The following is a 23782-nucleotide window of genomic DNA, read 5'->3' on the forward strand; positions in this document are numbered from 1 at the left end:
AGTGATTTTTTACAAATTGACTCAAAGTATTCCGATAAAATAGGGTATTTCAAGAGATAAAACAAACAACGCTCAAGATGCTGACAAATACTTTTCTGATCGTTAAGGAATCGCGCCGTGCCTGAAAATTCTCTACGACCTCTCTCGCTTTTGTTACAAGAAAAAGCCGACAATTCATGGTTACACTTTAGCTCACGTCTGGCAGAAGATAATGAAATGTTAGTTGAAGCCCCCATCAAGGCTTCCATCTGTCATGGATTCGCATTAAGTGACTTTATTTATAATGTCGCAATGCAGATGCCTAATGAGTTTGTCACACTTGTTTCAGAAACCCGATTTTATGAATTGGCGCCTAAGTCTTACGAGTCTATATTAGAGGCACAAATTCGCGGCTGTGAAAATGAGATGCAGCTACACAGCGTGTTAAGAAAGTTTAGACAACTTGAAATGGTAAGAATTGCCTATGCTGACTTAGTGTATAAACAACCATTAAAATTTTGTCTAGCCGCTTTGTCTGCACTGGCTGATAGTTTAATTAGTGGAGCATTATCTTGGCTTAACAGCGACTGCCAAGACAAATGGGGCAAACCTGTTAATAGCCAAGGTGTTGAGCAACCTTTGCTTATTTATGCAATGGGAAAGCTTGGCGGGAAAGAACTCAACTTTAGCTCAGATATCGATTTGATTTTTACTTACCCGGAAGCGGGGGAGACAGTTGGTGCCAGAAAATCGATAGATAACCATCAGTATTTTACGCGTTTGGGGCAAAAATTGATTACAGCACTCAACCAGCAAACTGCAGATGGTTTTGTTTATCGTGTTGATATGCGCTTGAGACCTTTTGGCGAAAGTGGTCCATTAGTGATGAGCTTTAGTGCACTAGAAGACTATTATCAGGAGCAAGGTCGTGATTGGGAGCGCTATGCCATGCTTAAAGCGCGCTTGATTGGTTCAGGCGACTACCATGAACAACTTCAAACAATGCTAAAACCTTTCGTATTTCGCCGTTATATCGACTTTAGCGTGATTGAAAGTCTACGAAAAATGAAGATGATGATCGCGCAGGAAACCCGTCGAAAACGCTTAACTAATAATATCAAGTTAGGTGCCGGGGGCATTCGTGAAATTGAGTTTATCGTCCAGGTTTTCCAGCTGATACGCGGTGGGAGAAAGGTTGAATTGCAAGAACGGAATTTATTGACTGTTCTCCCAAGACTTGTCGACACAGGTGAGCTTTCCCCACAAAGCGCATCAACCCTTGAGCAAGCTTATTGCTTCTTACGAAGAGCAGAAAATATTATTCAGGCTCTCAACGATGAACAAACCCAAACATTACCCGATTTAGCGCTCGACCAAGAACGACTGATTTCAGCGATGGGGTTTGACAATTGGTCTGTATTTATCGAAACACTCAACCATCATATGGATGCTGTTCACCAGGAATTCAATGCGTTAATCGGTGAGGAAAGCCCTAAACATAGTGGTGATGATCATCATTGGCAAACGGTTTGGATGTCATTGGAAAGAGAAGAGGACTTAGCGAGTTTAATTTCAGAGCAAGCGCCGGGGATTGATGTAACTACTGTCGCTCATGTTTTATCTGATTTTAAACAGGAACTTCAAAAGCGAAGTATTGGACCGCGTGGTCGTAATATGTTTGACAAGCTTATGCCTAGGCTCTTGCTGTTTGTCTGCCGAGAAAATGAAGCAGATGTCATTCTCCATCGTATTTTAATGATCTTCCATCGAATCAGCACGCGGACAGCATATCTTGAGTTGTTGTATGAAAATGAAGGCGCTTTAAAGCAGCTGATCAAATTATGTTTGGCGAGCGAATGGATTAGTGAATATATAGCCAAGTATCCAATATTACTCGATGAGCTCATTGATCCTAAATTACTCCATAATCCACCATCATTGAGTAGTTATTTACCCGACTTACAATTGCACTTATTGCGAGTGCCGGAAGATGATGTTGAAGCACAAATGGATGGTTTACGTCATTTTAAACAATCGCAACAGTTGCGTATTGCTGCAGCTGACGTCAGCGGTGTATTGCCTTTGATGAAAGTGAGTGATCATTTAACTGCTTTAGCGTCTGCTATTCTCAGTGAGGTCATTCACCAAGCCTGGGGGCACACGAGCAGACGATTTGGTATTCCTAGCTCTTTACAAGGCACAGATGACAAAGGGTTTATTGTTATCGGCTACGGTAAAATGGGCGGCATAGAACTTGGCTACAGCTCCGATTTAGATTTAGTATTTTTACACAATGTTGATGCCAATGAATTAACTAATGGAGAAAAGCAAGTACCCGCCTCTCAGTTTTACATGAAATTAGCGCAACGTATTATGCACATTTTTAATACGCGTATGGCAAGCGGTATGCTTTATGAGCTAGATATGAGGCTAAGGCCATCTGGCAATTCAGGCATGCTGGTCGTGCATATGGATAATTTTGCAGAGTATCAACGTAATGAGGCTTGGACATGGGAGCACCAGGCGTTGGTCAGAGCCCGTGGGATATATGGACAACCCCTATTGATTGATAAGTTTGACCGCATTCGCCGTGATATCCTAACGCTTAACCGAGAATCAGATAAATTATTGAACGATGTGCAGACAATGCGTGAAAAAATGCGCGCGCATTTAGATGAGTCAGATAAAGATAAGGTGAGTTTAAAGCACGGTAGAGGTGGGTTAGTTGATATAGAGTTTCTCGCTCAATACCTCGTGTTAAAGCACGCTAAAGAAAATCCTGAAATTTGCTTGTTTAGCGACAATACTCGGATTTTTGAAAGTTTAGCAAAGCAAAAACTTATCAGTGAGGAGCAAGCGACGCAATTAGTAAAAACTTATCAGTTGTTGCGTAACCAAGGACATATTGCAACGTTAAAAAATACTGATAGCATAACCCATGAACAAGAAACCATTGAGATGATGGAATCTTCTTATCTAATGTGTCTTGAGTTGCTTAAGATATAAATTGGAATGCGTCACCGGTAATGCTGGCGCTTAGCCAGCATTTGATGAGTCAAGTAACATGCAGTTTTGAGAAAGGTAAGCACTTTCGCCACTTATCAATGTGATGTTACGGTGCTCGTGGCAGAAAAATACATCGATGCCATTCTCAAAATGTCCTTCAACAGCTTTACCAATTTGGTAGGCCGTTCGGACGATGTTTCGATCGATACGAAACGGGTCCTTCACAATGAAATCTTTGTCAAGCCACCACACGATTTCTAGGCCTTGTTGCTGTGCGTATTGATCGAGCTTCTGATATAGGGTTTCACCGGTTCTAAAAGGACGGTTTTCTTTATCGCCACGCCAGTTTTTCCGGTATGGACGTGTGATCATTTTACGCGCTTCTAAAATATCTTCTAGGCTGCCATCTGGCTCTTGTAAATAAACGATATTTTTACGAATAACAGGTCCTTTTCCGTCAAGGCCTGGACGAATACTTGCGTAGAAATTCGAAAGACCTTCAGCAGCTTTGTTACTTGAACTTCTTTCTGATCTAGACTCGGGTTCCGGTTTAACTGTCGGTGCTGTGTCAGTTTTGAAAGACTCTTCTGCCGTTTCTTCCACTGATGTTTCAGCGCCGTCCGTAAAGTCGTTAGCAAATTCGGATATCATCTCCATGTTTGCCAAGAGCACATAAGCAATAACGGCTAAGATAGCGCCAAAAATTAAGTTTCGAATCCAAAAAGTCATAAAAATGATTACAGCTAGTTATTTTTACACTACTTTACTCAATTATGATTTCTTATACAACGAAGGATCATCAGGGTTTGGTCGGGTTTTAAATCGACGATGAAGCCACATGTATTGTTCAGGTGCTCGCATAATGGCTTTTTCAAGCTCTTGGTTCACGCGAGTAACGTCTGCAACATCATCTTTACTTGGAAAGCCTTCAAGCGGCGGCGTAACTTCTATCGTATAGCCTGAGCCATCGTCATTTCTTGTTGGAATCACCATCATTGTTTTTACATTCTTTTGGCGAGCAAAGATTAATGTACCTGTGGTTGTTGCGGTTTCATCAACTGCAAAAAAAGGCACAAATTCACTTTTATTACGACCGTAATCTTGATCAGGCAAGTAGATGCAGCTTTCTTTTTCACGCAGTGCTTTTATCAAGCCTTTGACGTCTCGCTTGCCGAGCATATATTTGTTAGAACGCCCTCGTCCTCTAAACTGAAAATATTCCATCAATTCATTGTTGTGTGGACGGTAAAATACAACCGTAGGGTGTTGTGTGCCCATCGCACGGCAATTAATTTCAGCGCTTAAGTAGTGCATAGCAAGCAACAAGACACCATGACCTTCTGCTTTAGCTTTTTCAATGTGTTCTAGGCCTTTAACTGTGACTTTTCTCTCCACCCGCCAATTTGGCCACCACCAGCCCATGCCAGTTTCGAATAACGCAATCCCTGTATTCTCAAAGTTAGCTTTTAACATACGTTGGCGTTCTTGTTCGGACATGTCTGGAAAGCACAGCTTCAAGTTGGTTTCAGCAACGCGTTGACGGCTTGAGCCTAGTTTCATTAATAATCGACCAACACCTCTGCCAAGGGCAAGCTGAAATTTGTATGGCAGCCACGAAATGGTGTAGAGAATGAGCACGCCAAGCCAGGTTAACCAATATTTTGGTAATAAAAACGACAATTTAAAATTAGGTTGTAATACTTTATTGCTACTCACGTTAGCTCAACTCATTGAATTTGATGTGATACACTACCGGGTATTATATCTGTTATGGAACCTAGGATGAAAGTAGATATTCCTGCATTTAGCCAAGCAAAAGTGTTAGTCGTTGGCGATATTATGTTAGATCGATACTGGCAAGGGCCTACAGGCCGTATTTCTCCGGAAGCACCTGTGCCTGTGGTAAAAATTAATCAACACGATGATAGACCTGGTGGCGCAGCTAACGTTGCATTAAATATTGCTTCACTTGGTGGGCAAGTCAGCCTTGTTGGAATGACGGGTGAGGACGAGGCAAATAATGCACTTGAACAACAGCTTAGTGGTTTAGCGATTAACTGTCACTTTATCAAACAATCAGAAGCTCCAACCATTACAAAGCTGCGTGTAATGAGCCGCAACCAACAGCTTATTCGTTTAGATTTCGAAGATTCTTTTGCGGAAATCGATAAATCAGCGCTAGAAGACAAAGTCACTGAGTTAGTGAGTAGTCACGACGTGCTATTGGTGTCAGATTACAACAAAGGTACTTTATCTGACGTTGAAAAGCTTATCGATATAGCGAAAAAAGCAAACGTGAAAGTGCTCGTCGATCCGAAGGGAAGTGAATTTACCCGATATCAGCATGCCAGCATTTTAACGCCAAACATGTCTGAGTTTGAGCAAGTAGTAGGCCCATGCAATAGCGAAAATATGCTCGTAGAAAAAGGTCAAGCGTTACTTGAATCATTAGACTTAGAAGCACTACTTGTTACTCGCAGTGAAAACGGTATGACATTGCTTCGCAAGAATATGGATGAATTTCATCTACCAACCCAAGCGAAGGAAGTTTACGACGTCACGGGGGCTGGAGATACGGTGATCGCTACGTTAGCACTAGCAATAGCTGCGGAGGCCGAATATACCCAAGCATCTGCATTAGCAAATATTGCCGCGGGAATTGTGGTTGGTAAGCTTGGGACATCAACAGTCAGTGAAGCAGAACTGCTTAATGAACTAAGTATGGGTCAGGAAAGTGGTTTAGGCGTGGTGAGTGCTGAGCAATTGAGCATTGCAAAGAACATTGCCAAGGCGCGTGGCGAAACGATAGTGATGACGAATGGTTGTTTTGATATCTTGCACGCAGGACATGTTTCCTATTTAGAAAATGCTAAAAAGCTGGGCGACAGATTGATCGTTGCTGTCAATAGCGATGATTCGGTCAAGCGTTTGAAAGGTGACGGTCGACCGGTCAATCCACTTGAACGCCGAATGGCTGTGCTTGCGGGTTTAGCAGCCGTAGATTGGGTTGTCGATTTTTCTAATGATACGCCTCAAGAGTTAATTGCTAATATCTTGCCGGATATTCTTGTAAAAGGTGGAGATTATAAAGTAGAAGAAATCGCTGGAGGCCAAGAGGTTATTGCCGCAGGTGGTGAAGTTAAAGTACTTAACTTCGAAGAAGGTATTTCAACTACCGAGATAATTAATACCATTAGACTAGAAGATTAATTAGACGTTGTATTTGTTAATAAAAAGCCAGCATATGCTGGCTTTTTATTTATTGGGTAATAACATCGCCTAACCATATATAGGTTTCACTGCGTTCTATTTTATCAACGACCAATAAGTGTTCATTGCGAGAAATCGAAAAATAATTAGCAACAATGTTCGACAAGTCATACAAATCGACAACGGCAAATGATGATAATGCAATTTTCTCTATCGCTCTGTTACGTTGAACATATAGGTTTTGATTTCTTATTTGCCAATGAGCCCATAAATTGAGTGGGAAGTTTGCATCGACTTTTTGTTCGACGTTTCGAGCCTGATCGAGTAGATAGAGACCATCAATATGGAACTTGGTAAAGTAAATATGATTATTTACCTTGTCATATTGGCTTGAATAGCCGCCACTTTTTGTTAATTGTTTCGCGGGCAAGCCATCTGTGTTTCCTTGCCACAATTGCCAATCGCCGGATTTTTTTGAGCTAAAAACAAACTCACTATTGGCCGTGTATTGAACATGGTGAATTTGATCATGTTCAGTATGAAGTTGTTGCCAGTGTTTTTGCTGCAACGACTTAATAAATAACTTGCCGTTAACGCTGGCTAGTATTGCTGAGTCATCAGGTGCCCAGACAAAATTTGTGTAAAACTCGATCGGTTCAGGGACACCTAAGTCAAACAGTTGACCCTGATTGTTTTTTATAAATAAAGACTCATTCTGGTGTTTTTTTGCTAGGAATAAAATGCTCGAGCTGGTATTGGCAAATACCGGTTTATAATTCATTGCATCTGATTCTGTAACTGCTGTTGGCAATGCTAACGTTTGCAGCGTTAAGTCATACTGGTGAAGATTCACTTGATACTGGTTTTCTACAAACGCAAATTGGTTGTCGTGAGCTACTGAGGAAAGTTGGGTTATATTGCCGTCATCACTAATGACGCGCTTTTGTTTTTTGGTTAGGTCGTAAAGATTAACGCCACTATCATCTGAAATCATTAGCTGATCTGTGTCAAGCCAACTGATCCCTGAAGGTGATTGAAATTTGTCGAATTCTGTTTTTCTATTGTCAGCCAAATCAATCACTTTTAATAATGAGCTACCATCGACCAAATGCTCCATAACTGCCAACTGGTTGTTGTGAACATTATAGTTAAATAAATAGTCACCATAACTTTGTTTGTTATGACTTTCTTGAGTTACTGGGTTGGTTTGCCCAGTTTCAAGTGAATAACTGTAGATTGTGTAGGGTTGATCCTGTTCTTCTCTAAAGTTGAAAAACAACGCTTCAGTACTAGGGGAGTAGTCCAGTTTGGTGAGGGCGTGGGCTGAGCAGGCTTTTATGACATCTGTCTTATTTCCCGTTAATGCAATTTTTACAATGTCACACTTACGCTCTGATAAATTGTTAAATCTCGTCGCGTAAACAGCGTTGTTCGCGATGATTGCATCCATGTAGTAGAAACGGTCATCGGTTAACGCTTTCGCTGGACTATTATCTATGTGTCCCAAATACACTTGCGAATTATCGGCATTCGGCGTTTTGTGCAAAAAAACAAAGCGTCCATTCTTTGATGAAAGCTTTGGCGCATATGATGCACCATCAAGTTTGATTATAGGTTGTTCTTGTTTAGCTAGGGTTGTAATGGCCTCTTTGCTACTTTCTTGATGCCACGATAAAAGCGCGGCGCATATAGCGAGTATCGATATGGATGTTAGTGCCCAAAGCCAAATCTTTCGATTAGAACGCTTTTTTACTTGGTAGTTTGGTGTTTGCTTGTGCGATGTAGATCTTTTATTTTGTGCTGGCGTTTGTGTAGAGGTAGAGTGGAAGCTCAGGCTTATTTTTTCTTGAGGCTTTTCTAACAATCGATACTGCTTGTAACCTATACATTCAAGTAACTTAGGTTCCTTGGGGTTTTCTTCTAGTAAGAAATGCAGCTTGGCGATATCAGCGATTAACGCTGCAGGTGCTTTTTTTTGATGATAAAAAGTTAAACTGATATCACTTACATCAATGACTTGTTGTGGGTGTTCACAAAAAAAGACTAATAAATTAAAAACTTGAGGCTCTACAGGCAATAAATGATCGGCTTTGGTTACCAGTCGATTAACGGTATCAATTTCAAAACCAGCTAATTGATATCTCATTGTATCTGCCTTCCTTGCTTTATATTCAACCTAGTGAATTGCCGGAACTACCCTGATCCAACACATACGTAATCGTAATATTGCTATTTAATATGAATTAATTATGTAGAGCAAGTGGTTTAACTTGCTTTATTGCTAAAAAAGCGTAGAATACGCGAGCTTTTCTATCACCTTAGTGATAGGAATGTCTGGATATTCGTTTTAACATTTTAAATTATAGAGGGCGATATGGTTACCATTCGTTTAGCTCGTGGTGGCGCTAAGAAGCGTCCATTCTATCAGGTAGTTGTTGCAGACAGCCGTAACTCTCGCGATGGTCGTTTCATCGAGAAAGTAGGTTTCTTCAACCCAACAGCACAAGGTCAAGCTGAGAAATTACGTTTAGACCTAGACCGCATCAACCACTGGGTTGGTCAAGGCGCTGGTGTATCTGATCGAGTGGCTAAGTTAGTTAAAGACGCACAAGCTGCTGCTTAATAACTTGCACTATCAGATTAGGAGTTTTTAGTTTTGAATGATGTAAATAACTTAATCACGTTGGGTAAAGTAGGCTCTGTTTACGGTATCAAAGGTTGGTTAAAAATTCATTCGTTTACCGAGAACGCCGAAGATATATTTGACTATTCACCTTGGTCATTAAAATTAGGTGGTAAAACACAATCAGTTACGGTTACCGATTGGCGTAAGCACAATAATGGTTTAATCGCAAAATTTGACGGAATTGATGACAGAGACATTGCTCAAGGCGTTGTTAGTCATGAAATCACGGTTGATGAAAGCGTGTTGCCAGAATTACCTGAAGGTGATTTTTATTGGCGTGACCTTATTGGCATGGCGGTTGTTACGGAGCAAGGCTATAACCTTGGTGAAGTAACAGACATCATGGAAACTGGCGCTAACGACGTATTGGTTGTTAAAGCAAATCGTAATGACGGCTTTGGTAAAAAAGAGCGATTAATTCCGTATCTTTTTGAACAAGTGGTTAAAACGGTTGATGCGACAAATAAACAAATTACAGTTGACTGGGACCCAGGTTTTTAAACTGTGAGTAGCGTAAAGCTAAGGATTGGGGTAATTAGCCTTTTTCCTGAAATGTTTGATGCAATCACACAGTATGGGGTGACAGGCCGAGCGATACGTAACGAAATTATTGAGTTTCATTCGTGGAACCCAAGAGATTTCACTCATGATAAACATCGCACTGTTGACGATCGACCTTATGGCGGTGGTCCAGGGATGTTGATGATGGTGCAACCGTTACGCGACGCCATACTGGCAGCGAAAGCGCAGTTAGGCGAAGATGCTAAGGTCATTTACTTGTCACCACAAGGGCGAAAACTGAGTCAAAGTGGAGTTCGTGAATTATCCCAATCGAACAAGCTAATATTTATAGCGGGTCGATATGAAGGAATAGACGAACGGATCATTCAATCACTCGTTGATGAAGAATGGTCGGTTGGCGATTATGTGTTAAGTGGCGGTGAATTGCCGGCGATGACCTTAATTGATGCAATAGCACGTTTTGTTCCTGGGGTATTAGGGCATGAACAATCAGCTGAGCAGGATTCATTTTCTGACGGCTTATTGGATTGTCCACACTATACAAGACCTGAAGTACTTGATGGCGAATCAGTACCCAAAGTGTTGTTAAGTGGAAATCATGAACATATTCGACGTTGGCGCTTAGAGCAATCGCTAGAAAGAACGTGGACCAGAAGACCAGAACTTTTAACTGACCTAGCTCTGACGGCTGAACAAAAGGCGATACTTGATACGATCAAGCAAGCTAAATCAGACCGTGAATCCTAGGAAGAAGGTAAATATGAGTAACATTATTAAAGCTCTTGAAGCAGAGCAAATGAAAAAAGATGTACCAGCGTTCGCACCATCGGACACAGTAGTGGTACAAGTAAAAGTAAAAGAAGGTAATAAAGAGCGTCTTCAGGCATTTGAAGGTGTTGTTATTGCTGTTAAAAACCGCGGCTTACATTCTGCATTCACTGTTCGTAAAATTTCAAACGGTGTTGGTGTTGAGCGTGTATTCCAGACACATAGCCCATTAGTTGACTCTATTACAGTTAAGCGTCGCGGTGACGTTCGTCAATCTAAACTCTACTACTTACGTGAGCGTTCAGGTAAATCTGCACGTATCAAAGAGAAGTTGGCGAAGAAGTAATAATACTTACTTACATACCCAAGTTAAAAAAGCCCGGTTTATACCGGGCTTTTTATTTGCTGAATTTCTCACAAAACACCAAAAATTAACCAAAAAGTTTGACGTAATTTTTATTCTTGTCTAACGTTATGTTAATAGTTTGTTAACAGAAAAGGAAAGGCGATGAAAAAATATCTAGGTGTAGCGCTGGGGTTATTGTTTAGTTTCAATGTATTTGCCAGTTCAAATATGGTCAAGGAAGTACCACAAAACCCCAATCTTTTAAGTCAGTGCAATACTGAGCAATGCAGGTCCTATTTTAATAAGTTTTCTGTCGCGGTTAAGCGTGGTCATTTTGAGGGCTTGAGTACGCTTGGTCAGCTTTACTACAATGGCTACGGAACAGAAAAAAACGTTGAAAAAGCCCTGTTTTATTTGAAAAAAGCAGCAAAAAACAAGAAAAATGCAGCAGCCCAATACAAAGTTGGTTTAATTCATTTGGTTGATGAAGAGCACTTTGATATTGATCAGGCGATTAATTATTTGTACAAAGCCGCAAGCCGAAATTACAAAGATGCGAACTTTTTACTCGGTGTTCTCTCCTACAATGAACAATATTTTCCTGCAAATTTAACTCTTGCCGACAACTATTTAAGTAAAGCGTTGAGACAACGACATCCGCAGATTCAACAAGTTGTAGATGACCTTGTGAAGCATGAGTCGTTTACGTCCGAGCGTTTTCCCAAAATGTGGCAAGAAATTCAGCGATATGATGTTAAGGTGCTGCCAGATGGTCGCTTAATTTGGCCAGAAGATGAAACTGAAGTTATTACGGTTATGTCACCACCAATCGAAGAGTTGTTGGCATCAGAGCTTTCAGATTATCGTAGCCCAAGAAGTGCTAATGCAGTGAGCAGAATACCAACGCTTCGTTGTGCAAATATCATTGGCTGCTACTCATTTAATAGTATGGCTGGTCTTGATGGCTTGCCAGGGTCATTTGCCAGTGTGGTTGGCTCTGGTGGTAATCGAATATCAAGCTACTAAATCGTCGATTTGTATTAAAGGGGGGAAGGGCAATATGGTCAGCTATTGTCCTTCATGTTTCAATATCCATTTTAAGCCCTCACGTTTTGCCAACCCCGTTATGTTATTACTGGCGATAAAATCGATAACTGTTTGTGAATTAGTTTTCGAATATTCTCTTAATGCCCAACCAATGGCTTTTTGAATAAAGAACTCCGTATCATGTTGGTTTTTTTTGATGATTGAGAATAGCTTTATTTCATCTGTCTTTGCTTTGAATTTTAATTGATAAAGAATGGTAGTGCGTCTTAACCAAATATTGTTAGCGTTTTGCCACTTTTCTATATATTGCAAAGTCATGTCTGGAGAGCTCTGATATAGCTGACCAATGATGTGGGTCGCCAACATATCAACGGTATCCCACCATGACTTTTGTGTTATCCATCGCTCAATATCAGGCAGCATATCATCGGTTAATTGTCTTTTGTTTTTGATGAGTAAATCAATCGCGACCATTTGATATTCGCGTTCTGGTAGAGCCCAAAGCTCATTAACTACGTTGGAAAGTTCGCCGATTGTGGGTCTTTGTTCTTTCGTAAACAACAATTTGACAGCATCTCGGCGAGCTGTCGATTTAATTCCAAAAAATGAAAATTGGCCACGCATATAAGCCTGCATTTGTTTGGCGTCACCATCATTACCAATTAATTGTAAAGCTTGTTGAGTTGATTTAGTCCATGGATGCATGTTTATCCTTCATCATTTAGTGCGTTACTAGTTTTGCAAAACAAGCTCTCCATCGCTTCTTTATTACTTGGGTCAGTTTTTGTTAACTGCTTAAGGTTTAAATTTTCAAGAAACATAAAGTAGTCATCGTCGACACTCTTTTGTACAAGAATATCAATATCAGCATTAATCAGCGATTCCTCATTAAAACAGACATCTTCAATGCTGATTCCAAATGAACCAACTCCTGTTCTACCACTTTCTTTGTACTCTTTTGCCTGAAGAATTGCATCGCGCATTATTGCCGCGTCTTTTGATGCGAGGTTAAAAATAGTGACTTGCTCATTAGATTTTATACCGTCAGATAACTCGCCTGAAATTGGCATTTTTTGACGTACTTCTGGTAGCAGTTTTTCATCAATGTAAAGGGTCTCATCGTCAGAAATAAACGACAAGTTGATCACGACATTACCTTGTTTGATATGGAGTTGTTTATCGGTTCGAATAGCAATTTTTAATTGGCTTGGGTCGAGTTCAAATAAGTCAAATGTTGCCATTTCATACATACCCTTAAAGGTCATGTTGGCGCAAGCGTTTAACCCTAATACCATAAGTAAAGTAATGAAATTCTTAAACATAAATTAGCAGTCCGTTGAAATTATAAATGTCTAGCTATGAGTGGTTGAACAGTTTTAAGTTCAATTTCTTTTATATAGCAATGACATGAGATAGACAAAAATTATCAGTGCAATAACTAAATTATTCGATACACTAGGGTGAAAACTAGGCAATAAAAATTAGAGCAAAATAAGCCAGAGAGACATTATATGAAGGATCTTTTATCTCGTTACCCAGTGCACAAAACTGCCGTAGCTAATACACATATCACAGCAGAACAATACCAATCTCTATACCAACAATCTATTGAACAACCCGATACCTTTTGGGCGGAGCAAGCTTCGCAATTTTTAGATTGGTTTGAGCCTTGGCAAGAAGTGTCATCAGTAGACTTTAAAACGGCTGATATTAGTTGGTTCAAAGGCGGCAAACTTAATGCAAGCTATAACTGTATTGACCGACACTTGACAACTAAAGCAAACGATATTGCTATGATATTCGAGGGAGATGAGCCTGACGACGATCTCTCTGTTACCTATCAAGAGCTACACGACAACGTTTGTCGTTTTGCTAATTTATTAAAAGCACGTGGCGTAAAAAAAGGCGACCGCGTATGTATTTACATGCCCATGATACCGGAAGTTGGTTACGCTATGCTCGCATGTGCTCGCATAGGTGCAATTCATTCGATTGTATTTGGTGGTTTTTCTACTGAATCAATCAAGGCACGTATTTTAGATGCAGATTGTCAGGTTGTTATTACAGCCGATGAGGGGGTACGAGGTGGAAAAATAATTCCACTAAAAGCGAATGTAGATGAGGCAATTAAAGGCTGTCCAAATGTGCATTCTGTCGTCATGATTGAGCGCACAGGTAATGAGGTTAGCTGGAACGAACAAATTGATGTTGCCTACACTGATATCATTTTGAATTACCCTGCAACCTGTGAACCAGAACGAATGGATGCAGAAGACCCATTATTCATTCTCTATACCTCTGGTTCTACAGGAAAACCAAAAGGTGTGCTGCACACCACCGGTGGTTATTTACTCTATGCAGCCATGACCCATAAATATGTGTTTGATTACCAAGATGGCGAGGTCTTCTGGTGTACTGCTGATGCGGGCTGGATTACGGGCCACTCCTATATATTCTATGGTCCATTGGCCAATGGGGCGACTACCCTTGTTTTTGAAGGCGTGCCAACCTATCCAGATGCTGGACGTTTCTGGCAAGTATGTGAAAAGCATGGTGTGAATGTTTTCTATACCGCACCTACGGCTATTCGCGCATTGATGAGTTTAGGCGATGAATTAGTCGAGCGTCATGACCGAAGTTCTATCCGTTTACTAGGCTCAGTAGGTGAGCCAATTAATCCAGAAGCTTGGCATTGGTATTACGAAGTGGTTGGTGAAAGTCGTTGCCCAATTGTTGACACGTGGTGGCAAACAGAAACGGGTGGTATCTTAATTACCTCATTACCAGGTAGCGCTGATATGAAGCCAGGTAGTGCAGGATTACCTTTTTTTGGTGTCAAGCCAGCGCTATTAAACCGCGATGGTGAAGAGCTCGACGGCGTTGCAAAAGGTGCACTTACGTTAACGGGTAGCTGGCCAGGACAAATGCGCAGTGTTTATGGCGATCATCAGCGATTCTATGACACCTATTTCAGCCAATACGCTGGTTATTACTTTACTGGTGACGGTGCCAAACGAGATGAGGATGGTTACTACTGCATTACGGGCAGAATTGACGATGTTTTAAATGTTTCTGGTCATCGACTTGGTACTGCAGAAATAGAAAGTGCATTAGTACTGCACCCTGCTGTTGCAGAAGCTGCTGTAGTAGGTTACCCACACGAAATTAAGGGGCAAGGGGTTTACTGTTTTATCACCTTAATGAATAGTGTCGAAGGATCAGAGTCACTTATCGACGAGCTTAAGTTATTTGTTGCAGACGAACTCGGTAAATTTGCTCGCCCTGACTATCTTCAATATGCGCCTGGCTTACCTAAAACGCGTTCAGGAAAAATCATGCGACGTATCTTACGTAAGATCGCGGAAAACGAGCTAGATAACCTAGGAGATACCAGTACACTGGCTGATCCAAGTGTTGTCGAACATCTGATAGAAAATCGTATTATTCACGAGTAGAGGGACATTCTCTCAAAAAGGGCACGATATGTGCCCTTTTTTATTGTTTTTAGTAAAGGTTTATTTACAAAAGGTGTTTTTTAATTTTTACAGTGATTAATTTTTGCTTGAATTATTTATTTTTGTAAGAGTATTGACAAAACTTAAATAAATTAAAAATAAAGCTTGATCTTGTTGAGTAAAAGCTTTAAAAAGTACTCCTAAGGCGAATTTTCGTGCTACCTCATGGCGCGATGGTTATTTTTTTACAAGCAAATAGGCAATATCACAGGTCAACTATTACATGCTTACTTTTTCTTATCGATATTATCGCCTCAACTCATTTTTTAGTAAGTAATCAGACTTACCACCCCCTTTTTCTATAATACAATTTGAACATTCACCGGAAGATCACTATGCCGACAGTACAAAAGAGTCGTTTGAACGACATACACGTTAATGCCGAAGAGGTTTTAATAACGCCTAAAGCTTTACGCGATGAGTTGCCTCTTTCTGAGCAAGGTCGCGTCTTTGTCCAACAAGCGCGTGAAACCATCGCAGATATTATTCATAAACGAGATAATCGTTTGCTGGTAATTTCAGGCCCTTGCTCTATTCATGATGTTGAAGCTGCTAAAGAATATGCGCGTAAGTTGAAAGATCTGCATGAAGAGTACAAAGATACGTTATACATAGTGATGCGCGTATATTTCGAAAAACCAAGAACTACCGTGGGTTGGAAAGGATTGATAAACGATCCTCATATGGATGGTTCATTCGATGTGAGTGCAGGGTTATATCAGGCTCGTGAATTACTTATTTACTTGACTGAGCTAGGAATCCCACTGGCTACCGAAGCACTAGACCCTATCAGTCCGCAATACTTAGCTGAACTTTTTAGCTGGTCTGCAATTGGTGCGCGTACGACTGAGTCGCAAACACACCGCGAAATGGCAAGTGGTTTGTCGATGCCAATTGGCTTTAAAAATGGTACGAATGGTAGCCTAGATGTTGCTATTAACGCTTTACAATCAGCAGCATCTTCTCACCGTTTTATGGGAATAAACAGACAAGGGCAAGTTGCACTGATCAAAACATCAGGAAACCCTGATGGCCATGTGATCTTGCGTGGTGGTAAACAGCCAAACTATGACTCTGTGAATGTCTCGATCTGTGAGCAGGAGCTAGAGAAAAGTAATTTATCACCAAGTTTGGTTATCGATTGTAGTCACTCTAACTCAAACAAAGATTACAGACGCCAACCTTTAGTAGCTGATAACGTATTTAATCAGATCGTTGAGGGAAACAAATCGATTATTGGTATTATGTTAGAGAGTCATTTAAAAGCAGGTAATCAAAGTGCTGACTTGCCAAAAGAAGCCTTAGAGTACGGCGTTTCTGTAACCGATGCTTGTATTGACTTCGACACAACACGTAGTTTAATTGACGCTGCACATCACAAGCTCAAAAATGTCCTTGAGCAGCGTTTTAGCGAGTAAAGAGAAAATAGATGAAAGATTTTGATCAGCAACTTTTAAAATTGCGTGACCAAATTGATGAAATTGACCAGCAGCTTGTTGAGTTGCTGGCAAAGCGCCGTGAAGTAACGAGCAAAGTCGGTAAGCTAAAAAGTGAAATTGGTAAACCCATCTTTGATGCGGAAAGAGAAGCCGCATTGATTGAAAAGCGCCGAGCGCAAGCGAGTGTTGCTGGTGTAAATGCCGACCTGATTGAGGACGTTTTACGTCGCATAATGCGTGACTCCTATCAAAGCCAAGATGAAAGCGGTTATCTCTCGGTTCATGCATCACCAAAAAATGTCGTTGTAATTGGTGGTGCCGGCCAACTTGGTTCTATCTTTGTTGATCTTTTTAAGCGGACAAATTATCACGTTGATATTATTGAACAAAACGACTGGGCTAGTGCTAACGCGGTCTTAGCTAAGGCTGATTTGGTCATTGTATCAGTGCCTATTCGTTTAACACCGATGATTATTCAACAGCTCGACTGTTTACCAGCTCATTGTATATTAGCGGATGTGACGTCTGTGAAAGAGTCACCGCTCTATGAAATGATGAAAGTGCACAACGGTCCTGTTGTCGGCCTTCACCCTATGTTTGGTCCAGATGTTACTGGTCTAGTAAAACAAACGATTATTATGTGTGAAGGGCGTGAACCAGAGAATTATCAATGGCTTCTTGATCAATTAAAAATCTGGGGAGCTAAAATATACCCAGTGACAGCACATGAGCATGATCATGCCATGTCGATGGTTCAAGTGATGCGCCACTTTTCGACCATTGCTTACGGTTATCACTTGATGACAGAAGGAGCCAATTTACAACAACTTGTTGATATGAGCTCACCGATATACCGATTAGAAATCATTATGGTAGGGCGTCTTTTCGCCCAAGATCCAGTGCTTTACACGGACATTATTTTTGCTAACCCTGAAAATATCAGTATGATGAAGCGATTCGCCTATCGATTCCTTGAGTTACTTGATGATGTAGAAATGGGCGATAAGGAAGACTTCATTACCATGTTTAATCAAGTATCTGATTGGTTTGGTGATTATGCAGATATTTTCTTATCTGAAAGCAAGTCTATGTTGTTAAAAGCTAATGAATTGAAGAAAGATTAATATGCATAAAGCAATTTGGTTTGTCCTTGTGGTATTCATGTTGTCGTTGAACGCAAACGCTGGTGGTGGTCATCATCATGATTTTCCTGTTGGTGAGATGACGAAAGCACAGGTGCTAGAGAATGAAGATTTTGGTCAAAACTACCAAAACTATGTGGTCAGTGAATTGGAAGCTTCAAAAGTTCAATCTTGGGGCAAGAATGTTCGAATTGATGTGTTTTTTGGTATGTGGTGTCATGATAGTGAGCGTGAAGTTCCACAGTTACTGAAGTTGTTGGCAAGCGAACCTGGTGCGAAACTTAATCTTTATGCTTTAGATATAAAGAAGTCTGACCCAAAAGGTTTAGCAAAAGCTAATAAAGTGAAGTACACGCCAACGGTAATCGTATACCAAGACGATAAAGAAGTTGGTCGTATTATTGAGCGCCCACAATCAAGCTTGGTCAATGATATTCATGCGATGCTAGCTAAGTAAATGCTAGCCAAGCGATAAAGAAAAAACCGAAGCGATTGCTTCGGTTTTTTTTATGTGGATTGTTGCTAGAACTGATAAGACAAGCCGATGTTGAACGAAGTATCAAACCATAATGCATCAGAGAATTGTGCGGAACAGCTATCATTTTGACAAAAAATATCCGAGTCTTCATCAACTAAGGATAAGTTACTGCGAATTTCTGTAACAAAAGCGAGTTGAGGAGAAATATTGTAACGCGTGCCTACCGCTACGCCAGCTGAAGCAAATATGTCATCGCCGTATTCTGCGTCAAATTGCGCAAAACCAATGCCCAGCGATACCGTCGTGATGTAATGTTCTTGATGAAAGAATGCCACACCGTTGAAGTGACCATACGTAATATCTAAGTCTTGTGTTTGGTTTTCGCCAACATCAAACTGGTGGCTAACTCGACTAAGCAGCACTTGACCTTGGCCATTAGGGCTATCATACCATGCGAGGCTAAAACCTAGACTAGGGCCACTATCAACAGACAAATCATTGCCTACGGCGTCACCGAGATCGCTACTCATGCTGTATCCAATCCAAGGCGTAATTTCAAACCCTTTGTCTTTTGCTTCAGCGCTAAATGTTCCACCGAACAATGCGAGTGCCAGCACACAACTCATTAACTTCATTCTTATTATTCCCTGTCGGTTTTTATCTCATCAGATTACTATGGTGGGTAAACAATGCAAAGCATTTTACTTTTTTGCGTTGATTTACGTTATTTACCCACGCTATTCAATAATACGTACTCAAGTGTATCGACCAATAATACTTTATCACTAGCACCTTCAGTATTGAATGGTGATTTACTATTGCTGCTCTGCTTGTTATCCCCGTATTGTACGTCGATTGATTCGATAATAAGTGTTGGCATATCGTTTGTGATAATCGTTTTACGGTAGTTGATTAATGCGGTCGATAATTGCGCGAGTAAATTAGGATCTTGGCTAACTTCAACACCAGTAAATATCATCTTGGTGATTTTTACTGGAGGTTTCTTGAATGACTTTTTATCAACTTGATAGTGTATCTTATCAATGCGGAAAAGCTGTTTCCCATTTTCTGAGCGAGCGGTAATTCCATGGACATCACCACTAAATGACTTTGCATCGACATGACCAATGCCAACTTGTGAGTTTGTCGCTGTCGATAGGTTATTTTTAAGTTCGGCGTAAACAAATTGATTGAATGAGCTTGGCGCCAGTAACCACAGTGCTGCACCTAGCATCATTAAGATAGCAATAGCGACAAGAAACAGTTTATTCATTTTTACTACAGTCCTTTCATACAGTTATCCCTATTATAACGATTATTTTGCGTTTAATAAGGCAAAATTTGAGACAAGTTGTATCGAGCAAAAACAGTGAAATGCGCTATATTATGGGGGATTTTCTTCATGTGAATAGTTGTCTATGTCTAAATCCATCTCAAATCGATTACCCTTAATTATCCTAGCAATGCTTCTAGTTGGTGTTGTTGCGTATTTACAATGGCCACAAGAGGTTAAACAACAAAAGCGGGGCGCACGTACCGTTTCTGTAAAAACGGCACTGGCACAAGTTAATGACTTTAAAGATACCGTTGAGTCGTTAGGTAGCGCTATTGCTAACGAGCAAGTGTTTATTACATCAAAGAGCTCAGATCTTGTTGAACAAATTTCTTTTGAAGATGGTCAGGCTGTGAAAGCAGGTCAAGTACTTGTTCGGTTAAATAGCCAAGAAGAAAATGCAAAAGTTAAAGAGCTCGAAGCTAACTTGGCTGAATCGGTCGCACAGCTTAATCGTTTACAAGATTTATATAAAAAGAAAGCAACGTCTAAATCAGTGGTTGAAGAACAAGAAGCAAAAACCAAAGCTATTGGTGCTCAGTTGATGAGTGCCAAGACTAAGCTATTTGATTTAACCATCAAAGCGCCATTCGATGGGGTATTGGGTTTTAGGGAGATCAGTTTAGGTGCATATATTAGTGCCGGTGATGTCATCACTAGTTTAGATGATCTAAGCCAAGTTAAAGTTGACTTCAATATTCCAGAACGATTTTTCACAACCTTGAAAGTTGGTCAAAAGGTCGAAGCAAAAAATGCAGCCTATGATGAGGTATTCACTGGGAAGATTAGCTCTATTGATTCGCGGATTGATCCCACAACTCGTATGGTGAAAGTTCGTGCGCTTATTCCAAATGACAAACAAAAACTTCGTGCTGGTATGTTGTTAAAAATTACGGTTGAAAGACAAGTTGAACAAGTGTTAATGGTTCCTGAAAGCGCAATTATCCCGATTGAAAATGATCATTTCGTTTTCACCATTAGTGAAGGAAAGGCGAAGAAAACACAAGTGACCATTGGTCGTCGCCAACCAGGCGTTGTGGAAATTCTTAATGGTTTAAATGAAGGCCAAGGTGTTGTCACTGAAGGTGCACTTAAGTTACGTGACGGTAGCGCAGTCAACGTGTTGGAGTAAGTTAAGTGATTTTATCTGATTTATCGGTAAAGCGCCCTGTCTTTGCCACTGTAATAAACCTGTTGCTTGTTACCTTCGGTATCGTAGCGTTTTTCTTCTTACCACTGCGTGAATACCCAGATATTAATCCACCGGTGGTGAGTATCAACACCTCTTATCCGGGCGCTAGTGCAGCCATTGTTGAAACAAAAATCACCACGGTTTTAGAAGATCGTATCAGCGGTGTCGAGGGGGTTAAGAACATCACCTCTAATTCACGCGTTGGCCGGTCGAATATAACGATTGAATTTGAACTCGATCGAGATATTGATGCTGCAACCAATGATGTGCGCGATCGAATTTCACGTGCCTTGCGCCAACTGCCAGAGCAAGCTGATCCTCCACAGGTATTTAAAGCCAATGACGATGAAAATGTCATTGTTTGGTTTGTTCTTCAATCAGACTCTTTATCGACGCTTGAGTTAACAGATTATGCTAACCGCTACATTGTTGATCGCTTTTCAGTCGTTGATGGCGTTGCTCAAGTCCGTGTTGGTGGTGGTCGAACTTACGCGATGAAAGCGTTCTTAGACCGAACACGGATGGCAGCTCGAGGTGTTACGGTCGATGATATCGAAAGCACGTTGCGTTCTGAAAATATCGAGTTACCGGCGGGTGAAATTGAATCCATAGACAGAGATTTCTCGATTCGTGTTGAACGAAGCTTTTTAACGGCACAGGATTTTGGCAATCTCGTTATTGCAAGGTCTGCTGACAATACACTCGTACGTCTATCTGATGTTGCGCGAGTTGAAGTCAGCGCTGAAGATGATGAGAACATGTTCAAGGGTAATGGCAAGAACATGGTTGGACTCGGCATTATCAAACAATCTAAAGCAAATACGCTGGAAGTTGTTAAAGCAGCTCGTAGTGAAATGGAGCGCATTCGCGAAGGCCTGCCTATAGGCACTACCATCTTGAATAGTTATGACTCCTCTGTCTTTATTCAAGGCTCTATTGATGAGGTATACAATACACTAGTGGTTGCCATGCTAATGGTGGTACTCGTTATCTTCTTATTCCTGGGGAATATTCGAGCAACATTTATCCCAGCTGTTACTGTGCCTGTGGCATTAATTGGCTCATTAATCGTGTTATCCGGTTTGAATTTTTCGATAAATTTATTGACGTTATTGGCTCTTGTGTTAGCAATTGGACTCGTTGTTGATGATGCCATTGTTGTGCTTGAGAATATTTATCGTCGTATTGAAAATGGCCAAACGCCTTTGATGGCTGCATATCATGGTGGTAGAGAAGTTGCTTTTGCCGTCGTAGCGACAACACTGGTATTGGTAGCCGTATTTGTTCCGCTCGTTTTCTTATCTGGCAACATCGGTCGATTGTTTACCGAGTTTGCCTTAGCTATTGCGGCCGCAGTTGTTTTTTCAAGTTTTACGGCACTTTCGTTAACGCCAATGATGTGCTCAAAACTATTGAAACGCAAAGAGCGTTCATCGTCGTTTGGTCAGTTACTCGATCGCGGTTTTGCTAAGCTCGAAAATAAGTACAGAAACAGTTTAAGTTATACCATTAAACAGCCATTGATGCTGATGCTAGTGGTTGGTTTAGCGTTGTTTGCGACTTTTTCGCTTGTTAACAAATTGCCGTCTGAGTACACACCAAAAGAAGATCGCGGCAACATGTTTGTTATTATGCAGGGTGCTGAGGGTGCTAGTTACGAAAACAATGTTAAAAACATGAATACTATCGAAGGTATGCTTCTTGAGTACCTCGAGCGTGGCGATCTTGATCGTGTAATCACACGTGTTCCTGGTTTTGGCGGTACCGGTGGTATTGCGATTATTGGCTTACCTGATTGGGGTGAGCGAAATATTTCTACTTTTGAGTTTTCTGCGAGATTTAATCGGGAGCTAGCATCAGTTACCGATGTACGCGCCTTCGCGATTATGCGCCGTGGAATAGGCGGTGGTGGCAATAGTCAGCCAGTGGAATTTGTATTACAAGGGAATACTTATGAAGAGCTGGCGAAATGGCGTGATATCGTTATCGCCAAGGCACAAGAGAATCCAAACTTACTGAGTGTAAATAGCGATTACAAAGAGACATTTCCGCAGCTGCTGGTACAAATTGATCAAAACCGTGCATATGACTTAGGCGTACCGGTTGGTGATATTGCAAAAACACTCGAAACCATGCTTGGCCAACGTCGCGTCACAACCTATGTTGAACGTGGTGAAGAATACGATGTGATTCTCGAAGGCTTCAAAGAAGATTATAAGAGTCCGAAAGACATCGATAATATTTACGTTCGCTCTCGCAAGAGTGGTGAGCTGATTCCTTTGGCGAATCTACTGACCATCCAAGAAAATGCGACGTCGTCACGACTAAATCGTTACAACCGCTTACGCAGTGTGACAATCACCGCGAATTTAGCGCCGGGCTACGCGTTAGGTGATGCTTTAGCGTATTTAAATCAGGTGGTTGATGAAAATTTGCCAGCTGATGCACAAGTCGACTATAAGGGGCAATCGTTACTCCTTCAAGAGTCTGGGAACTCGATTATTTTCGTTTTCATGCTTGCATTGTTAATCACATTTTTGGTGTTGTCTGCTCAATTTGAAAGCTTTATTCATCCATTTGTTATTCTTCTCACTGTGCCTTTAGCATTAGTTGGCGCTTTAATGGGGCTAGAATTAATGGGGATGAGTTTAAATATCTACTCTCAAATAGGTATTGTGATGTTGATTGGTCTCGCGGCGAAAAATGGTATTTTGATTGTTGAATTTGCCAATCAGCTACGTGACAAAGGAGTTGAGTTTGAAGAGGCTCTTCTTCGAGCGTCACAACAGCGCCTGAGGCCAATCGTTATGACAACATTTACGACAGTGACAAGTGCTATCCCATTAGTATTAGCCTCTGGGCCTGGTGCCGAGTCTCGTATGGTTATAGGTGTGGTAATCTTTGCTGGCGTATCTATTGCGAGTATCTTTACCTTGTTTTTTGTGCCTGGCGCATATTATTGGTTATGTAGAAACACAGGTTCACCTGAGGCGATAGCAAATCAGATCGCTAAAGAAGAACAAGCCCAATAGCAAATATACATTAGCTAAAAAAGCCCTCAGTTGAGGGCTTTTTTATGCCAGTTTCAGTTATGGTTACCATCGAATGTCGAATTATGT

20 protein-coding genes are annotated in these 23782 nt (G+C 41.0%); 13 read left to right on the forward strand and 7 right to left on the reverse strand.

Going from position 1 to position 23782, the window contains the following annotated elements; all coding sequences use genetic code 11:
* Positions 1 to 117 precede the first annotated feature (117 nt).
* Positions 118 to 2985 carry a bifunctional [glutamate--ammonia ligase]-adenylyl-L-tyrosine phosphorylase/[glutamate--ammonia-ligase] adenylyltransferase gene (gene glnE / locus QQK05_RS03400; protein WP_284296018.1) on the forward strand — a complete coding sequence of 956 codons (2868 nt, stop codon included), beginning with the start codon at positions 118 to 120 and terminating at the stop codon, positions 2983 to 2985.
* 30 nt (positions 2986 to 3015) lie between these two features.
* On the opposite strand, the gene QQK05_RS03405 is transcribed toward glnE, so the two are convergent.
* Together QQK05_RS03405 and lpxL are read right to left on the reverse strand one after the other, a co-directional pair.
* The gene (locus QQK05_RS03405) at positions 3016 to 3714 is read right to left on the reverse strand and encodes a TcpQ domain-containing protein (RefSeq protein ID WP_284296019.1); all 699 of its coding nucleotides are present in this window, start codon (positions 3712 to 3714) and stop codon (positions 3016 to 3018) included.
* Positions 3715 to 3756: 42 nt separating this feature from the next.
* Positions 3757 to 4701, reverse strand: coding sequence for an LpxL/LpxP family Kdo(2)-lipid IV(A) lauroyl/palmitoleoyl acyltransferase (lpxL, locus tag QQK05_RS03410; RefSeq protein ID WP_284296021.1), 945 nt, complete (start codon positions 4699 to 4701; stop codon positions 3757 to 3759).
* 66 nt (positions 4702 to 4767) lie between these two features.
* Between lpxL and hldE the strand changes: the two genes are divergently transcribed.
* Positions 4768 to 6195 (forward strand): bifunctional D-glycero-beta-D-manno-heptose-7-phosphate kinase/D-glycero-beta-D-manno-heptose 1-phosphate adenylyltransferase HldE, encoded by a 1428-nt coding sequence (gene hldE / locus QQK05_RS03415; RefSeq protein WP_284296022.1) that lies wholly within the window; start codon positions 4768 to 4770, stop codon positions 6193 to 6195.
* A gap of 49 nt (positions 6196 to 6244) precedes the next feature.
* Here the strand turns inward: hldE and QQK05_RS03420 are convergent, their stop codons facing one another.
* Positions 6245 to 8341, reverse strand: a complete 2097-nt coding sequence (locus QQK05_RS03420; protein WP_284296023.1) for a hypothetical protein — start codon at positions 8339 to 8341, stop codon at positions 6245 to 6247.
* 228 nt (positions 8342 to 8569) lie between these two features.
* Between QQK05_RS03420 and rpsP the strand changes: the two genes are divergently transcribed.
* From rpsP to QQK05_RS03445, 5 genes are all read left to right on the forward strand, one after another.
* Complete coding sequence (gene rpsP / locus QQK05_RS03425) at positions 8570 to 8818, forward strand: 30S ribosomal protein S16 (RefSeq protein ID WP_118960885.1); 249 nt, start codon at positions 8570 to 8572, stop codon at positions 8816 to 8818.
* A gap of 33 nt (positions 8819 to 8851) precedes the next feature.
* Positions 8852 to 9382: a ribosome maturation factor RimM gene (gene rimM, locus QQK05_RS03430; protein ID WP_284296025.1), complete on the forward strand. Its 531-nt coding sequence runs from the start codon at positions 8852 to 8854 to the stop codon at positions 9380 to 9382.
* A 24-nt stretch (positions 9383 to 9406) separates the two neighbouring features.
* Positions 9407 to 10150, forward strand: coding sequence for a tRNA (guanosine(37)-N1)-methyltransferase TrmD (trmD, locus tag QQK05_RS03435; protein ID WP_407704861.1), 744 nt, complete (start codon positions 9407 to 9409; stop codon positions 10148 to 10150).
* Between the two features lie 13 nt (positions 10151 to 10163).
* Positions 10164 to 10517 (forward strand): 50S ribosomal protein L19, encoded by a 354-nt coding sequence (gene rplS, locus QQK05_RS03440; protein WP_284296027.1) that lies wholly within the window; start codon positions 10164 to 10166, stop codon positions 10515 to 10517.
* A 162-nt stretch (positions 10518 to 10679) separates the two neighbouring features.
* A complete protein-coding gene (locus tag QQK05_RS03445) occupies positions 10680 to 11543 on the forward strand; it encodes a tetratricopeptide repeat protein (protein WP_284296028.1) in 864 nt (287 codons plus the stop codon).
* Positions 11544 to 11585: 42 nt separating this feature from the next.
* On the opposite strand, the gene QQK05_RS03450 is transcribed toward QQK05_RS03445, so the two are convergent.
* On the reverse strand, positions 11586 to 12269 hold the full coding sequence (locus QQK05_RS03450) for a DNA alkylation repair protein (RefSeq protein ID WP_284296029.1): 684 nt from the start codon (positions 12267 to 12269) through the stop codon (positions 11586 to 11588).
* Positions 12270 to 12271: 2 nt separating this feature from the next.
* On the reverse strand, positions 12272 to 12805 hold the full coding sequence (locus tag QQK05_RS03455; RefSeq protein WP_284296030.1) for a hypothetical protein: 534 nt from the start codon (positions 12803 to 12805) through the stop codon (positions 12272 to 12274).
* Positions 12806 to 13075: 270 nt separating this feature from the next.
* On the opposite strand from QQK05_RS03455, the gene acs reads away from it, so the two are divergent.
* From acs to QQK05_RS03475, 4 genes are all read left to right on the forward strand, one after another.
* Complete coding sequence (acs, locus tag QQK05_RS03460) at positions 13076 to 15019, forward strand: acetate--CoA ligase (protein WP_284296031.1); 1944 nt, start codon at positions 13076 to 13078, stop codon at positions 15017 to 15019.
* 395 nt (positions 15020 to 15414) lie between these two features.
* Positions 15415 to 16497: a 3-deoxy-7-phosphoheptulonate synthase gene (locus QQK05_RS03465; RefSeq protein WP_284296032.1), complete on the forward strand. Its 1083-nt coding sequence runs from the start codon at positions 15415 to 15417 to the stop codon at positions 16495 to 16497.
* An 11-nt stretch (positions 16498 to 16508) separates the two neighbouring features.
* A complete protein-coding gene (tyrA, locus tag QQK05_RS03470; protein ID WP_284296033.1) occupies positions 16509 to 17642 on the forward strand; it encodes a bifunctional chorismate mutase/prephenate dehydrogenase in 1134 nt (377 codons plus the stop codon).
* 1 nt (position 17643) lies between these two features.
* On the forward strand, positions 17644 to 18117 hold the full coding sequence (locus QQK05_RS03475) for a thioredoxin family protein (protein ID WP_284296034.1): 474 nt from the start codon (positions 17644 to 17646) through the stop codon (positions 18115 to 18117).
* Positions 18118 to 18182: 65 nt separating this feature from the next.
* On the opposite strand, the gene QQK05_RS03480 is transcribed toward QQK05_RS03475, so the two are convergent.
* Both QQK05_RS03480 and QQK05_RS03485 read right to left on the reverse strand, forming a co-directional pair.
* Complete coding sequence (locus QQK05_RS03480) at positions 18183 to 18773, reverse strand: hypothetical protein (RefSeq protein WP_284296035.1); 591 nt, start codon at positions 18771 to 18773, stop codon at positions 18183 to 18185.
* Positions 18774 to 18862: 89 nt separating this feature from the next.
* Positions 18863 to 19411 carry a hypothetical protein gene (locus tag QQK05_RS03485; protein WP_284296036.1) on the reverse strand — a complete coding sequence of 183 codons (549 nt, stop codon included), beginning with the start codon at positions 19409 to 19411 and terminating at the stop codon, positions 18863 to 18865.
* A gap of 145 nt (positions 19412 to 19556) precedes the next feature.
* Here QQK05_RS03485 and QQK05_RS03490 point away from each other — a divergent pair, with 145 nt between their 5' ends.
* Positions 19557 to 20603, forward strand: coding sequence for an efflux RND transporter periplasmic adaptor subunit (locus tag QQK05_RS03490; protein ID WP_284296037.1), 1047 nt, complete (start codon positions 19557 to 19559; stop codon positions 20601 to 20603).
* A gap of 5 nt (positions 20604 to 20608) precedes the next feature.
* On the forward strand, positions 20609 to 23695 hold the full coding sequence (locus tag QQK05_RS03495; protein WP_284296038.1) for an efflux RND transporter permease subunit: 3087 nt from the start codon (positions 20609 to 20611) through the stop codon (positions 23693 to 23695).
* Positions 23696 to 23782 lie beyond the last annotated feature (87 nt).

It is taken from the genome of Thalassotalea loyana, assembly GCF_030161435.1.
In the GTDB taxonomy this organism is placed as follows: Bacteria; Pseudomonadota; Gammaproteobacteria; order Enterobacterales; family Alteromonadaceae; genus Thalassotalea_G; species Thalassotalea_G loyana.